Annotated in this window: 10 protein-coding genes and 1 tRNA gene; 3 read left to right on the top strand and 8 right to left on the bottom strand. The window is 69.7% G+C overall.

Annotated elements, in window-relative coordinates; translation table 11 throughout:
* Nucleotides 1-169 precede the first annotated feature (169 nt).
* Entirely contained in the window at nt 170-967 is a 798-nt protein-coding gene (locus tag V9G19_RS17995) for an ABC transporter permease (protein ID WP_462286789.1), read from the top strand.
* Between the two features lie 93 nt (nt 968-1,060).
* A complete protein-coding gene (locus V9G19_RS17990) occupies nt 1,061-6,637 on the top strand; it encodes an alpha-1,6-glucosidase domain-containing protein (RefSeq protein WP_462286788.1) in 5,577 nt (1,858 codons plus the stop codon).
* Nucleotides 6,638-6,708: 71 nt separating this feature from the next.
* Here the strand turns inward: V9G19_RS17990 and V9G19_RS17985 are convergent, their stop codons facing one another.
* The 8 genes from V9G19_RS17985 to V9G19_RS17950 form a co-directional block, all read right to left on the bottom strand.
* Complete coding sequence (locus V9G19_RS17985) at nt 6,709-8,007, bottom strand: histidine phosphatase family protein (protein ID WP_462286787.1); 1,299 nt, start codon at nt 8,005-8,007, stop codon at nt 6,709-6,711.
* A gap of 5 nt (nt 8,008-8,012) precedes the next feature.
* Nucleotides 8,013-8,753, bottom strand: a complete 741-nt coding sequence (locus tag V9G19_RS17980; RefSeq protein WP_462286786.1) for a zinc ribbon domain-containing protein — start codon at nt 8,751-8,753, stop codon at nt 8,013-8,015.
* 47 nt (nt 8,754-8,800) lie between these two features.
* The gene (locus V9G19_RS17975; protein ID WP_462286785.1) at nt 8,801-9,610 is read right to left on the bottom strand and encodes a Nif3-like dinuclear metal center hexameric protein; all 810 of its coding nucleotides are present in this window, start codon (nt 9,608-9,610) and stop codon (nt 8,801-8,803) included.
* 1 nt (nt 9,611) lies between these two features.
* A tRNA-Val gene (locus V9G19_RS17970) sits at nt 9,612-9,684 on the bottom strand.
* Nucleotides 9,685-9,712: 28 nt separating this feature from the next.
* Nucleotides 9,713-10,183 carry a peroxiredoxin gene (locus tag V9G19_RS17965; protein ID WP_462286784.1) on the bottom strand — a complete coding sequence of 157 codons (471 nt, stop codon included), beginning with the start codon at nt 10,181-10,183 and terminating at the stop codon, nt 9,713-9,715.
* Between the two features lie 21 nt (nt 10,184-10,204).
* Nucleotides 10,205-10,633 carry a DUF3052 domain-containing protein gene (locus V9G19_RS17960; protein ID WP_462286783.1) on the bottom strand — a complete coding sequence of 143 codons (429 nt, stop codon included), beginning with the start codon at nt 10,631-10,633 and terminating at the stop codon, nt 10,205-10,207.
* 30 nt (nt 10,634-10,663) lie between these two features.
* Nucleotides 10,664-11,932, bottom strand: a complete 1,269-nt coding sequence (locus V9G19_RS17955) for a PH domain-containing protein (RefSeq protein ID WP_462286782.1) — start codon at nt 11,930-11,932, stop codon at nt 10,664-10,666.
* A 199-nt stretch (nt 11,933-12,131) separates the two neighbouring features.
* Entirely contained in the window at nt 12,132-12,617 is a 486-nt protein-coding gene (locus tag V9G19_RS17950) for a PH domain-containing protein (protein WP_462286781.1), read from the bottom strand.
* 150 nt (nt 12,618-12,767) lie between these two features.
* On the opposite strand from V9G19_RS17950, the gene aceE reads away from it, so the two are divergent.
* Nucleotides 12,768-15,542 (top strand): pyruvate dehydrogenase (acetyl-transferring), homodimeric type, encoded by a 2,775-nt coding sequence (aceE, locus tag V9G19_RS17945; protein ID WP_462286780.1) that lies wholly within the window; start codon nt 12,768-12,770, stop codon nt 15,540-15,542.
* The last annotated feature ends 1 nt before the right edge of the window (nt 15,543 follow it).

The following is a 15,543-nucleotide window of genomic DNA, read 5'->3' as shown; positions in this document are numbered from 1 at the left end:
CGCGCACAACCCGCCTAGCGCGGCGCTGGTGCCGCGACGCGCGGACCGGGCCCCGGATCGGTGGACATGCGCTCGGGCGTAGCCACCGGATTGACGCCCGACACGACTCGTCTCGAGATGCGCCGCCACCTCATCGGCCCCTGCTGACCAGCACAAACTGGACTTTGCCATGACCCTGGGGATCACAACGGACATTCCGGTCACCCCGCTCCTAGACGGCGCGGACCCTTTCCCAGTCGCCCTCGTTGGACCGGATGCTGCCCGCACGCTTGGTATTCCCGAACACGGTCCCTACGTGGGCATTTCAATCTGGCTCAACAGCCAGCGCTATTCGTTGGTCGGCCAACTGGCCGAGGCCTCGCGCGCTGGTCTCGATGGATCGGTGGCCGTGCCCTTGGCCCGTGCCGAGTCCCTCGCGCCCGTCACGCCAGTCGATACCCGCGTCCTCGTGCTTACGGAAGTGGGCGCGGGAGCACCCGTCGCCCGTGTCATCCGCGCTGCCATCCGCACTGAGGCTCCGGAAACCCTCACCGTGTCCGCTGTGAGTGACTTCACGCGCCTGCGAACGGGCGTCTCGGACCAACTCGCACGGCTCAGCGCTGGGGTTGGTGCGCTGCTGCTGGTACTGGCCATGTTGATCATCGCCAACTCGATGGTTATCCCGGTCGTGTCACGGACGAGCGAAATCGGCCTGCGTCGATCGTTGGGCGCATCGCGTGCCGCCGTCGCAAGGATCTTCCTCCTCGAGGGGGCTCTTGCCGGGGGCATTGGAGGCTTGGCAGGTGCCGCAACAGGAGTCGTCGCCTCCCTGGTCGTCGCCATCACCAACGCTTGGAGCTACCGCTTCCCCGCACTGCTGGCCGCCCTCGCTCCGGTCGTTGGGGTCATGGTCGCGGTGGTGGCCTCGGCATACCCGGCCTGGCGAGCGGCCAGCATCCAGCCGGCGGAAGCCCTTCGCAGCGATTGAGCGTCGCACGATTCAAGGAACGCCCAACATGAGTCGCTGTCGGCGCGGCCACATACAGTGTGGTCATCAGTGCCTTTTGTCGAAGGAGCCGAAGTGCGTCCCCGCAGGTCAGCCCTTGCATTCATCACCGGCATCGCTCTCGCGGTCACCGGTCTCGCCGCCCCCGCTGCCACCGGAAGCGCTGCCGCCGCCGAGCGCACGGCCACGCTCGTCGGCACGCTGCAGGACGAGATCAGCAGTTGCGCCGATTGGGATCAAGCGTGCACGGGCACCGATCTGACCCAGCTACCGGGCACCACGACCTACGAGCGCGCCTTCCAGGTCCCGGCCGGCAGCTACGAGTTCAAGGTGGCGATCAACCACAGTTGGGACGAGAGCTATGGCGGCCCCGGCGGGGGCAACCTGCCCCTGGTGCTGCAGGGGCCGGCCAATCTAACGTTCTCGTATGACGACACCACCCACAAGGTCGGGGTCCGGCCGACCAAGCTGACCGGCGGGGTCAACGCGGGCGACAAGGCCCTCGCCGGCACCTCGCTGCGCGCCCCCCTGACCCGGGAGCGGTTCTACTTCGTCATGGCCGACCGGTTCGCCAACGGCAGCGCCGCCAACGACCGCGGCGGCCTGACCGGCGACCGCATCACCACCGGCTTCGACCCGACCGACAAGGGCTTTTATCACGGCGGCGACATCAAGGGGACCACCACCAAGCTCGACTACATCAAGGGCCTCGGCACCACGGCGATCTGGCTGACCCCAAGCTTTAAGAACCGCCCCGTCCAGGGCAGCGGCGCCGACGCGAGCGCCGGCTATCATGGCTATTGGGTCACCGACTTCACCCAGATCGACCCGCACCTGGGCACCAACGCCGAGATGAAGGCGCTGATCAGCGCGGCCCACGCCAAGGGGATGAAGGTCTTCTTCGACATCATCACCAACCACACCGCCGACGTCATCGACTACGAGCAGCACCAATACGGCTACGTCAGCAAGGCCACCACGCCCTACAAGGACGCCACCGGCACCCCCTTCGACGACCGCGACTACGCCGGCGGAACCACCTTCCCGCCGCTCGACCCGCAGGTCTCCTTCCCCTACACCCCGGTCTTCCGCACCCCGGCCGACGCCAGCGTCAAGGTGCCGAACTGGCTCAACGACCGCACGCTCTATCACAACCGCGGCGACTCCACGTTCGCCGGCGAGTCCAGCGAATACGGCGACTTCGTCGGCCTGGACGACCTGTTCACCGAGCATCCCGACGTCGTGCGCGGCATGGGCGAGATCTACAAGGCCTGGGTCGACTTCGGCATCGACGGCTTCCGGATCGACACCGTCAAGCACGTCAACATGCAGTTCTGGCAGCGCTTCGCTCCGCAGATCCTCGCCCGCGCCAAGGCGATCGGCAACCACGACTTCTTCATGTTCGGCGAGGTCTTCGACGGCCGCCCGTCGTTCATGAGCGAATACACGACGACCGGCAAACTCCCCGCGACGCTCGACTTCGGCTTCCAGGAGGCCGCGATCGACTTCGCCGGCGGCTCGCCGTCTACCCGGATGCGCGACCTCTTCGCCGGCGACGACTACTACACCGACCTCGACTCCAACGTCTATGAGTCCCCCACCTTCCTCGGCAACCACGACCGCGGCCGGGCCGCGTGGATGATCTCGACCAAGGGCTTCTCCGGCGATGCCCTCCTGTCCCGAGTCAAGCTCGCCAACTCCCTGATGTACCTCACCCGGGGTCAGCCGGTCCTCTACTACGGCGACGAGCAGGGCTTCATCGGCTCCGGCGGCGACAAGGACGCCCGCCAGGACCTGTTCGCCACCCAGGTCGAGCAGTATGCCGCCGAGCCCAACCTCACCGGTCCATCGGGCTCACGCGACCGCTACGACACCGGCGCGCCGCTCTATCAGCAGATCAAGCAGCTCGCCGCTTTGCGCCAGGCTAACCCCGCGCTCGCCGACGGCACCCAGATCCACCGGTATGCCAGCAGCGCGGCCGGCGTCTATGCCTTCTCCCGGATCAAGGCCGGGCAGAACATCGAATACCTCGTGGTGGCCAACAACGCCACCGAGGCCAAGACGGCCAACCTCGACGTCCTGACCCGGGGTCAGCGCTTCACCCCGCTGCTCGGCGGAACGGCGATCTCGGCTAACTCCAGCGCCCGGGTCAGCGTCACCGTGCCGCCACTGACCGTGCGGGCCTACAAGGCGACCGCGAAGGTCCCCGCCCGCACCTCCGCGCCGGCGGTCTATTTGACCAGCCCCGCCCCGGGCGGCGTGGTCACCGGCCGCGCCCAGATCTCCGCGGCCACCGTCGCCTCCGTCTTTGCCCAGACGACCTTTGCCTACCGGCCGGTCGGCACCACTCAATGGCGCAAGATCGGCACCGACGACGCCCAGCCCTACTCGGTCTATCACGACGTGTCCGGTATGCCGCAGGGCACGCTCCTGGAATACCGCGCGATCGTCAAGGACCACAGCGGCAACTTCAGCGCGAAGTCCTCGTATGCGATCGTCGGCGCGGCCGGCGCCAAGACCGCCAAGGCGGGCGACGCCACCCGCAGCGCCAAGCCCGGCAAGGGAGTCGGCGTCGCGGTCAACGCGGTCGGTCCGGTCACCCAGCCCGACTTCGTCTCCGTCCCCGGCAATCTCAATGTGGCGATGGGCTGCGCCGGCAACTGGCTCCCGGACTGCCCGCAGGCGCAGATGACGCTGGACCCGACCGACCAGATCTGGAAGCTGACCACGAGCCTGCCCGCCGGCGACTACGAATTCAAGGCGGCGATCAACAAGTCCTGGACGGAGAACTACGGCCGGTATGCCCAGCCGGGCGGCCCGAACATCCCGTTGACCTTCGGCGGGGGCCAGATCACTTTCTATTATGACCACTCGACCCACTGGGTCACCTCGGACGCCCAGCGGGCTGGCGGCACGGACCTGCCGATCGTCACCGCACCCGGGTCGATGCAAAGCGAACTCGGCTGCGCCGACGACTGGCAGCCGTGGTGCATGAACCCGTGGCTGCAAGACCCCGACGAGGACGGCACCTATGTCTGGCGCTCCGACCAGATCCCGGTCGGTAACTACGCGTTGAAGGTGGCGCACGACCTGAGCTGGGACGTCAACTACGGCGCCGGCGGGGTCCAGAACGGCCCAGACATCCCGTTCACCGTCGCCCGGCCCGGGACCGTGGTAACCATCACCTATGTGCTCGCAACCCACGAGGTCACCGTGACCACCTCCACCTCCGGCCAGGCCCCGGACCTGAAGGCGGCCAAGGCGTTCTGGATCACCCCGACGTTGCTGGCCTGGCCGGCCGACGCGGTGCCCGAGGGTGCCAACCTCCGGCTGCTGAAGTGGCGGCTGCACTACGCCCCGAACGGCGGCATGACGGTCGACGCCGAGGACCTGCCGGGCAGCACGTCGCTGCCGCTGACCTACGACCCGGCCGGGCTGCCGGCCACTGTCACCGCGGCACACCCGGAGTTGCGCGGCTATCTCGCGCTCAAACTCAACCCGACCGCCGCCCAGAACCAGGCCCGCACGATCCTGCGCGGCCAGGTCGCCGCCGCGCTCTATGACAACGCGGGCGCGCTGCTGGACGCGACCGGCGTGCAAACGGCATATCTGCTCGACAGCCTGTATGCCGCGAGCGCCGCCGCCCGCAGCTATGGCGCGACCTTCGCCGCCACCGGCGGCCCGACCTATCGGGTCTGGGCGCCGACGGCCAAGAAGGTCACGCTGTTGACCTGGCCGGCGACCGCCCCGGCCGACGCGCCACTCTCCAGCGCCACGCGGACGGCGATGGCTCGCGCGAGCGACGGCTCGTGGTCGGTCACCAAGGGCCCGAAGAACGCCCGCTATCTGTATGAGGTCGTCGTCTTCATGCGCACGACCGGCAACGTCGAGACGGTCGCGGTGACCGACCCGTATTCGGTGGCGCTGACGCTCAATTCGACGAAGTCGGTCGCGGTTAATCTCAAGGACGCGGCCTACCGGCCGACGATCTGGACCGGCAGCAAGCAGCCGGCGCTGGCGCGGTTCGTCGACACCTCGATCTACGAGTTGCACGTGCGTGACTTCTCGATCTCGGATGCGAGCGTTCCGGCCGAGCAGCGCGGCTCCTACCTGGCGTTCGCCGGGAACGGCAACGGGATGCAGCACCTGAAGGCGCTGCGGGCGGCCGGCCTCAACACGATCCACCTGCTGCCGACCTTCGACATCGCCTCGATCGAGGAGGACCCGGCCCGGCAGGCCACGCCGCAGTGCGACCTGGAGAGCTACCCGCCCAATGGCGAGCAGCAGCAGGACTGCATCGACGGCATACGGGCAAATGACGCATTCAACTGGGGCTATGACCCGTGGCACTGGCTGGCGCCGGAGGGCTCCTATGCCTCGACCGCGGCCAACGCCGACGGCGGCAAGCGGGTCGCCGAGTTCCGCACGATGGTCGGCGGCCTACACCAGGCCGGACTGCGCGTCGTCCTCGACCAGGTCTTCAACCACACCCCGACCTCCGGGCTGGCGCCGACCAGCGTCCTCGACAACTACCTCTATGGCGAGGGCTGGAACTTCGGCGAGGTGGCCAACAACGCGCTGTTCTACCAGGCCACCCAGGGCCAGCTCGGCGGCACCCACATCGGGACCTTCTCCGACCGGCTGCGTGATGCCGTGCGCGGCGGCGGGCCGTTCGATGAGGACCCGCGCAAGCAGGGCTTCGGCAGCGGCGAGTTCACCGACCCCAACGGCGCCGCGATCAACGACGGCGCCCAGGCGAGCCTGAAGCACGACACCGACCTCGTCCAGCTGGGACTGGCGGCCAACCTCAAGTCGTTTACCTTCCGGCTCAACTCCTCCGGCGAGGTCAAGCGCGGCGACCAGGTCGACTACAACGGCTCCCCCGCCGGCTATGCGACCAACCCCGACGAGGTGATCACCTATGTCGATGCCCACGACAACGAGACGATCTTCGACGCCCTGACGGTCAAGTTGCCGGTCGCGACGTCGATGGCCGACCGGGTGCGGATGAACACTCTGTCGCTGGCGACCGTCGCGCTCGCGCAGACGCCCGCCTTCTGGCACGCCGGCGCCGACCTGCTGCGCAGCAAGTCGTTGGACCGCAACAGCTACGACAGCGGTGACTGGTTCAACGTGCTCGACTGGACCGGCGCCGACAACGGCTTCGGCCGGGGCCTGCCGCTGGAGGGCGACAACGGCTCGAAGTGGCCGTACATGCGCCCGCTGCTCGGCAACCCGGACCTGAAGCCGACGGCGGCGCAGGTGCAGACCGCGACGGCGATGGCGCAGCAGATGCTGAAACTGCGCTATTCGACCCGGCTGTTCCGGCTCGGCAGCGCGGACGCGATCAACGCCAAGGTGACCTTCCCGGCCAGCGGCACCCCGCAGGCGCAGCCCGGCGTCATCGCGATGCGGATCGACGACACCGTCGGCGCCGATGTCGACCCGGCACTGGGCGGCCTGGTCGTCGTCTTCAACGCCACCCCGAATGCGGTCACCCAGACCGTCCCCGGCCTGGTCGGCACGACGCTGTCCCTTTCCCCCGTCCAGGCCGGCGGCGTCGACCCGGTCGTCAAGGCCGCGACCTGGAATGCCGCCGCCGGCACCGCGAGCGTCCCGGCCCGCACCGTCGCGGTCTTCGTCCAGCCGTAAGCGCTTGATCGTGTAGGTCTCTGGTTGTCCTGGCGACCAGAGACCTACACGATCAGCCTCAATGGCACGACTTAGGACCGGTTGGTGAACACGATCGTCGCGGCGCCATTGGGCCAGGCCTCGACGGCGGTCAGGGCCCCGGGAGCTTGGGCCAGGCGCCAGGAGCGCTCCATCCCGAGGCCGAGCAGGTCGGCGAGCACGACCATGAACGGTTTGCGGTGCGCGACGATCACCTGGACGCCTCCGGCGGCCACTCGGGCGGCGTATGCCGCGAGCACCCGCGCAGCCAGCTGCTGGTGCGTCTCGCCGCCGGGCCGGGCATAGGTCGGGTCGGCCCGCAGGTGACCGACGTCGTCGCGGCACTCACGCAGCAGGTCGGGCATCGCCGCGCCGTCCCAGTCGCCGAAGTTCTGCTCATCCCAGTCCTCGTCCACGACCGGATCGACGCCGAGGGCCGCGGCGACGATGGCGCCGGTCTCCTTGGCCCGCAGCAGGTTCGACGTGGTCAGCGTCGCCGGGTCGCCGCCGACAAGGTCGGCGACCAGCCGCGCCGCCTGGGCCGCCTGCTCGCGTCCGAGCTGGCTCAGCCCGGGGTCAAGACCGCCACGCCCGTCCAGGCGCATCGACTCGGTCAGCGCGGTCACCCCATGCCGCACCAGCACCAGCCGGGTCGGCTCCCCCTTGGGGAACGGGTCGGCCGGGAGCACGTATGCCGTCCGCTTCCCCCCGCGCCGCGCCCACGCTTGGCCCGTGCTCCCCTCGCCGTCGCCCGCGGCCGCCGCCGGGTCGGGCTCGGCCTGCCGACCGGCCTCGTCGGCGATGCCCTCGCCCGGGGAAGCCTCGGACTCGGCGGGGTCGTCGGTTGCCCGCCCCCCGGCACTTGGCCCCGGCCGGTCGGCCACGCCCGCCTGGCCGCCGTCGTCAGGCTCGTCGGCGTGGTCGCGCACAATCGTCTCGCCGTCCATGCCCCGGTTGGACAGGGCGTCGGCGCGGGAGTTCTTGCCCCGCGGGATCCAGGTGTAGCGCACCGATCCTCCGGCCGCGGTCACCGCCTCGGCCAGCCGCCGCGCCTGCAGGGCAAGGGCTTTCATGTCCTCGTGCTTGATCTTCCAGCGTCCCGACATCTGCTCGACGACCAGTTTGGAGTCCATCGCGACCGTGATCTCGGCGCCCAGGTCGATGGCCGCGGCCGCCTCCAGGCCGGCGATCAGCCCGGAGTATTCGGCGACATTGTTCGACGCCTTCCCCAGCGGCGCGGCCCGCTCGGCCAGGACCGATCCGTCCTCCCCGAACACGACCGCGCCATAGCCGGCGGTGCCCGGGTTGCCCCGCGACCCGCCGTCGGCCTCGATCCGCAAGCGGCACCGCATCCGGCTCAAAGACCGGACTCGGGGGTGCGCACCAGGATGCGGCCGCACTCCTCACAGCGCAGCACCTCCTCGGGGGCGGCGGCCCGGATTGCGGCCAGCTCGCTGGCGTTGACCTCCAACTGGCAGCCCAGGCAGCGCCGCTGCCGCAGCGGTGCCGCACCGACGCCGCTGTGGCTGGCCCGCAGGCGTTCATACAGGGCGAGCAGGTCGGCGCCGACATCGGCGGTGAGCTGGTCGCGGGGCGCGGCGGTCTCGGCCTCGGCCGCGCTGATCCTGGCCAGCTCGGCGTCCCGCTCCGCGGTGGCGTCGGCCAGTTCGGCGTCGAGCCGGTCGAGTTCGGCGCGAGCGCCGGTGAGGTCGCCGTCCGCAGCCTCGGCGCGCTCCATGATCTCGATCTCGATGTCCTCCAGCTCCGACTGGCGACGAGCGAGCGAGACCAGTTCATGTTGCAGCGCCTGCAGGTCCTTGGCGCTGCCGGTCCCGGCATCCAGGCGCGCTTGGTCGCGCGCGGCCCGGTCGCGCACCAACTGCACATCGCCCTCGGCCCGGCGCAGCTCGACCGCGATATCGCTGACCGCGGTCTCGGCGCGGACCACGGCGGCGCGGGCGGCGGCGGCGTGCGCGCTCAACTCGGCGACCCGCGCCGCGGCCGCCAAGGTGGCGCGCTGGTGAGCGAGCCGGTCCAGGCCGCTGTCCACTTCCTGCAGGTCGAGCAGTCGCAGCTGTCGGGCCGGCTCGGCTTTCACGTCTTCCCCATTCGATCGCGGTCGCCCCAACCTATCCCCTGGGGACCTCAGATCACGAAGCTCCACGGGTCGGTGCAGATCGAGCTGAGGTGGATCTCGACGTCGTCGGGGAGGCGGGCGGCAAGGTCGGCGGCGGCATACCGCAGCCAGAGGCTCTCGCTGGCCCAATGGCCGGCGTCGATCAGATAGGGCGGTCCGCCCCGGGCCTCCTCCCGGGCCTCCAACGCGGGGTGATGGCGCAGGTCGGCGGTGACATAGACGTCGGCGCCGCTGGCCCGGACGGCGCCGAACAGCCCGTCGCCGGCGCCGCCGAGAACCGCCACCCGGCCGATCAGCGCCGCCGGATCGCCGCTGACCCGGATACCCCCGGGCGCCCGCGGCAGCGCGTCCGCCACCCGGGCGGCGAACTCCCCCAGGGTCAGCGGCTGCCCCAGGTCGCCGACGCGGCCCATCGGCTGGCCCTCCTCGATCGCCAGCGGCGTCGCCCCCACCAGTCCACACGCGTCCGCAAGCGCCGCAGACACGCCGCGCACCGCGACGTCGGCGTTGGTGTGGGCGACATACAGGGCGATATCGGCGACGATCAGGTGGGTGACGCTCGCGCCCTTGGCGAAGGTGGTGGCGACCGAGTGCACGCCACGCAGGAGCAGCGGATGATGGGTCAGCAGCAGGTCGGCCCCGAGGTCGCGCGCCTCGTCGATCACCGCGAGCGTCGGATCGACGGCCAGGTGGATTCGGCGCACCGGCTGGGTCGGGTCGCCGGTGACCAGGCCGACCCGATCCCAGCTTTGCGCCGTCGCCAGCGGATAGAGCTGCTCGATCGCGGCGACGGCCTCGGCAAGGGTCAGCGGCGACACGTGGGCCCGGCCGGGCTCGAACCGACGACATCCACGGTGTAAACGTGGCGCTCTACCAACTGAGCTACAGGCCCTGAGGGCGCGCCCATTGTGTCAGGCCGATCAGCCCAGGGCGGCCAGGGTTTCCCGGTAGCCGGCGAAGTCGCGCGCCTGACCCGGACCGTTGACCTGCGTCCAGGCGATGACGCCCTGCCGGTCGATCAGGAAGGTCCCGCGGATCGCCATCCCTCTCTTCACGTCGAATACGCCGTATGCCGTGGCGGCCGCGCCATGCGGCCAGAAGTCCGCGAGCAGCGGGAAGAAGTAGCCCTCGCGATCGGCATACGCCCGCAGCGAGAACATCGGGTCGCACGAGATCGCGAGCACCTGCACGGTGTCGGACTCATAGGCGCCGAGGTCGTCGCGGATCGCCCCGAGTTCGCCGGTGCAGATGCCGGAGAAGGCGAACGGATAAAAGACCAGCAGGACGTTCTTGGCGCCGGAAAAGGCGGCCAGGCTGACGTCGGCGCCGTTCTGGTCGGTCAGCGTGAAGTCCGGGGCACGGTCACCGACGGCGAGGGGAACGGGCGTCATGGCGCCAGTCTGCCAGGCGAGTCAGCGCCGGGCCGACTTCGGCGGCACCAGCCGGTTGGCCGCCCAGTCCGCGGCCGCGCTGATCGTGCCGGTCGCGTGCAGGCCCGAGGTGAGCGCCGACTCCTCGATCTCGGCCGGGTCGACCTCGCCGGGCCGGCCGGGCTTCGGAGTCAGCAAGACGATCGCGGCGCCGTCGGCGAGATTGGTCAAAGCGTCGACGAGGGCATCGGTCAGGTCGCCGTCACCGTCGCGCCACCACAGCATGACGGCGTCGGCGACGCCGGTGAAGTCGTCGTATTCGAGGTCCGAGCCAACGGCGTCCATCACCTCGTCCCGCAAGTCGTGATCCACGTCGTCGTCGTACCCAAATTCCTGGACGACCTGACCGGCCAGGAAACCAAGACGCGCGACCGGTCCCCCCGGGCCGGTGGCGGCAACCGGTGTATTCAACTCCTCGACTCCATCCAGGTCCTGCTCGACTCAGCAGGCGGGGGCCTGCCCTGCTGGGGACGATAGTGGATCGTCCGGCTCTCGTGGCGGTTTCGGCTGGTGAGACTCGGCACGACGGGCTGCCGAACCGCGGGACCGCTCGTCGGCGGCGAGCGCGAGGGCGTCGCCCTCGGCCAGGTGCCGCACCGCCGGCCGGACCGGGCCGACGGTCGAGTGCAAGACGACATTGGCCAGCCCGAGCCGCCGCTCCAGCGGACCCTGCTCGACGGCCATCGACTGGATGCGCGCATGCGGCACGATGGCGGCCGAGCGGGCGAGGATCCCCGCGCGGGTGACGAGCGCGCCGTCGGTGACGGCATACCCGCGCCGGCGCCAGCTAAGCGGATCGAGCCAGCGCGCGGTGGGCGGCAGCCCGACCATACCAGGCATCGTTTGGTCGACGTGCATCGCCGCGGCCACCTCGGGCAGCGACCAGCGCGGCCCCATGACCGCCAGGATGCGCAGTACCTCCTCGATGGTGGCCACCGGGATGAGCGCCTCGTCGTCGTGCTCCTTCTCGGGCCCGACCCCGGCGACATTGACCCGGATCCGCCACCAGTCCAGCGGACGCCACAGCAGCGGCTGGCTGACCTCGACCGCCTGGATGCGCTGGATCGGGACGGTGCGGGTGCGCAGCTCGGTCAACCCGTGCCGCACCCGGATCGCGCCCGGGGAGGCCAACACCTGGAAGTTCATCCAGCTGGTGAACCGGCCGATCTGCTGGCCGCCCGCGGCCAGCACCAGCGGGCCGAGGAAGGGCAAGAAGCCCAGCTCACGTTCGAGGAAGGCGATCACCAGCAGTGGTATGCCGATCAGCAGGAAGCCGGTGTTCAGGCTCATCGCCGTGCCCACCCACACGCGGCTGGCCGGCACCCGGACCACCAAGGACTCCTCCTCGCGAACGGCGACCTCGTCGAGGCTCGGGTCGGCCGGTTCTCCAGGGGGCGCGGGCGCCCGGCCCGGCTGACCACCGCTCCCGGTGTCGGAGGCGCGCCGCAGCAACTCGATGCGCAGTTCTTGCGCCGCGGCGTCGGTCAGATAGCTCAACTCGATGTTCGAGCCGGAGCCACCGGCCGCCTCGACCCTGACCGCCGACAGCCCGGCGATCCGCGCCAGGACCGGGCGCGTGATGTCCACAGCCTGGATGCGGTCATAGCGCACCTGACGGTGCTGGCGGAAGACCACCCCGTTGCGCAGTTCCACGGCCACTGGTCCGAGGCGATAGCTCGCCGCCTGCCAGCTGACCCAGGCCGCGAGCACGGCCACCAGGGTCGCCGCCGCAACGACGGCAGCGGCCAGGCGCAGATGTCCGGCAGTCGGGTCTTCCCCCTGCTGCCGAAGAGCCGGTCGGTCTGTCGGCTGAGCAGATAGCCGGCGACGGCCACGACCATGACCCCGCCGCGCAACAGCGGTGTCAGCGGGTGGAAGCGCTGCCATCGCGCCGCGGTTTCGACCGTGCTCACAGCCCGGCCCGCTGCGCTTCGCCCAGCGCGGTCAGTCGCTCCCGCAGGGCCTCGGCCTCGGGAAGCGCGAGCCCGGGCAAGGCGCCGCCGGAGGCCGGTGAAGCGGTGTGGATGGTCACCGAGGCGATCCCGAGCCGGCGCATCAGCGGGCCGGAGGCCATATCGGCATACTGCAGCCGCCCGTAGGGGATGCTCACCAGGGTGCGGAAAATGCGACCACGGCGGATGACGAGCTCTTCGGGCAACTCGGCATACGAGATCGCGCTGACCTGCCGACCGATGAACCACCACGACCACACCAGCAGCAGGGCGACAACCGTGAACGGGACCCACAGCCACCGGCTGACCCACACCGCAAGGACGCCAAGGATCAGCAGCCACACCACGGAGCTCGCGGTCGCCGACACCCGGCGGGCTGTCGCCAACCGCGGGGAGACGGTCCGCCACGGCAACTCGCCCTCGTCATAAAGCGCAACGGTCATGGCCATAGTCTGCGGGAGCGCGGTGTCAGCCACCGAGACGGCCGCGACCGTAATGCCAGCAGATGTGACTGGCGCCACGTTTGGGTGGAGGATGGGTCCGGGCACCGTCGCGGTGCCTGCCAACGACCGCCAGCCAGAGAGGACCCCCTCGTGCTCGGAAACGAGAAGTCCGGCCCGATCCTCAACGGGATCCCCACCCACCTGCCGGACATCGACCCCGACGAGACTCAGGAGTGGATCGACTCGCTGTCGAACCTCGTCGACGAATCGGGCCGGGACCGGGCGCGCTACGTCATGCTGCGGATGCTCGAGAAGGCCCGGGCGATGCAGGTCGGGGTGCCCTCGCTGACGACGACCGACTACATCAACACCATCCCGGCCGAGCACGAGCCGTGGTATCCCGGCGACGAAGAGGTCGAGCGCCGCTTCCGCCGCTATGTCCGGTGGAATGCCGCGATGCTCGTGCACCGTGCCCAGCGGCCCGGGATCGGGGTCGGCGGGCACATCTCGACCTATGCCTCGGCGGCGACTCTCTATGAGGTCGGGTTCAACCACTTCTGGCGCGGGCCGGATCACCCCGGCGGCGGCGATCAGGTCTTCTTCCAGGGGCACGCCTCGCCGGGGATGTATGCCCGCGCCTTCCTGGAGGGCCGGCTCGACGAGCAGCGGCTGGACGGCTTCCGCCAGGAGCACTCGCACATCGTCGACGGCCGGCCCTATGGGCTGCCGTCCTATCCGCACCCGCGGCTGATGTCGGACTTCTGGCAGTTCCCGACCGTGTCGATGGGCCTGGGGCCGATGGACGCGATCTATCAGGCGCAGTTCAACAAGTACCTGCACAACCGCGGCATCAAGGACACCAGCGATCAGCACGTCTGGGCCTTCCTCGGCGACGGCGAGATGGACGAGACCGAGTCGCGGGGCTTGCTGCAGGTCGCGGCCAACGACGAACTCGACAACCTAACATTCGTGATCAACTGCAACCTGCAGCGCCTAGACGGGCCGGTCCGCGGCAACGGCAAGATCATCCAGGAACTGGAGGCCTACTTCCGCGGCGCCGGCTGGAATGTCATCAAGTGCATCTGGGGACGCGGGTGGGACCCGCTGCTGGCTGCCGACCGTGACGGCGCTCTGATCAACGTGATGAACCAGACCCCCGACGGGGACTACCAGACCTTCCGTGCCAACGACGGCAAGTATGTGCGCGACTTCTTCTTCGGGCGCGACCCGCGCACCCGCAAGATGGTCGAGCACTGGAGCGACGACGACATCTGGTGGAAGCTCAAGCGCGGCGGGCACGACTATCACAAGGTGTATGCCGCCTACCGCGCCGCGGTCGAACACAACGGCCAGCCGACCGTCATCCTGGCCAAGACGATCAAGGGCTACACCCTCGGCTCACACTTTGCCGGCCGCAATGCGACCCACCAGATGAAGAAGCTCACCCTCGATGATCTGAAGGGCTTCCGCGACATCTTGCACATCCCGATCAGCGACGCCCAGCTGGAGGACAACCCCTACCTGCCGCCCTATTACCACCCGGGCGAGGGCGACGAGGCGATCCAGTACGCCCTGGAGATGCGCGGCAAGCTCGGCGGCGGGCTGCCGGCGCGGCGGGTCAAGCACGCACCGCTGCCGCTGCCGGACGAATCGGCATACGCGGCGGCCCGCAAGGGCTCCGGAAAGCAGCACGTCGCCACGACGATGGCGTGGGTGCGCCTGATCAAAGACATGATGCGCAACAAGGAGTTCGGCAAGCGCATCGTGCCGATCATCCCCGACGAGGCACGCACCTTCGGGATGGACAGCTTCTTCCCGACGATCAAGATCTACAACCCGCACGGGCAGAACTACACCTCGGTCGACGCCGACCTGATGCTGGCCTACAAGGAGTCCACCGAGGGCCAGATCGTGCACACCGGCATCAACGAGGCCGGTTCGATGGGGGCCTTTATCGCCGCGGGCACCTCGTATGCCACGCACGGCGAAGCGATGGTGCCGCTCTATATCTTCTATTCGATGTTCGGCTTCCAGCGCACCGGCGACTCGATGTGGGCGGCCGCCGACCAGATGAGCCGCGGCTTCCTGCTCGGCGCCACCGCGGGGCGCACCACGCTGACCGGCGAAGGGCTGCAGCACGCCGACGGTCATTCCCACCTGCTCGCGGCGACCAACCCGGCGGTGATGGCCTACGACCCGGCCTACAGCTTCGAGATCGCGCACATCATGCGCGACGGCCTGCACCGGATGTTCGGGGAGGTCGGCGACGGTGACGAGCACAACCTGATCTACTACATCACGCTCTACAACGAGCCGATGGTCCAGCCCAAGGAACCGGACAACGTCGACGTCGAGGGCATCGTCAAGGGCATGCACCTGTTCGCCGAGGGCGACCGGTCCGAGCGCGGCGACGCGCCCGGCGCCCAGCTGCTCGCCAGCGGCGTCGGTGTCCCGTGGGCCCTAGAAGCCCAGCAGCTGCTGCGCGACGACTGGGGTGTCGTGGCCGACGTGTGGTCGGTGACCTCCTGGACGCAGCTGCGCCGCGACGGGCTGCGGGTCGATGAGGCGCGCTTCCTGCACCCGCAAGATGAGGTCGAGGACGCCTACGTCACCCGGCGGTTGCGCGACCGGCGCGGGCCGGTGGTCGCGGTCTCGGACTACATGCGCGCGGTGCAGGACCAGATCGCCCGTTGGGTGCCGACCGACTTCCATTCGCTCGGCGCCGACGGCTTCGGCTTCTCCGACACCCGCCAGGCGGCCCGGCGCTACTTCCATATCGACGGCCCGTCGGTGGCGGTCCGGGCGCTGCAGGCCCTCGCCGCCCGCGCCGAGATCGACGGCGACGTCCCGCGGCAGGCGGCGCAGAAGTATCGCCTGCTCGACGTCACCGCCGGCGCCTCCGGCAACGCCGGCGGCGAGTCGTAGG

Origin of the sequence: Nostocoides sp. (assembly GCF_037045025.1) — a bacterium.
Taxonomy (GTDB): Bacteria; Actinomycetota; Actinomycetes; order Actinomycetales; family Dermatophilaceae; genus Nostocoides_A.
This window is presented reverse-complemented; position numbering and strand designations above follow the sequence as displayed.

What these genes read in the sequence shown, in the direction of transcription:
- V9G19_RS17995 (WP_462286789.1), top strand. Translation starts at nt 170, where the DNA reads ATGACCCTGGGGATCACAACGGACATTCCGGTCACCCCGCTCCTAGAC.
- V9G19_RS17985 (WP_462286787.1), bottom strand. Translation starts at nt 8,007, where the DNA reads ATGCGGTGCCGCTTGCGGATCGAGGCCGACGGCGGGTCGCGGGGCAAC.
- V9G19_RS17965 (WP_462286784.1), bottom strand. Translation starts at nt 10,183, where the DNA reads ATGACGCCCGTTCCCCTCGCCGTCGGTGACCGTGCCCCGGACTTCACG.
- V9G19_RS17950 (WP_462286781.1), bottom strand. Translation starts at nt 12,617, where the DNA reads ATGACCGTTGCGCTTTATGACGAGGGCGAGTTGCCGTGGCGGACCGTC.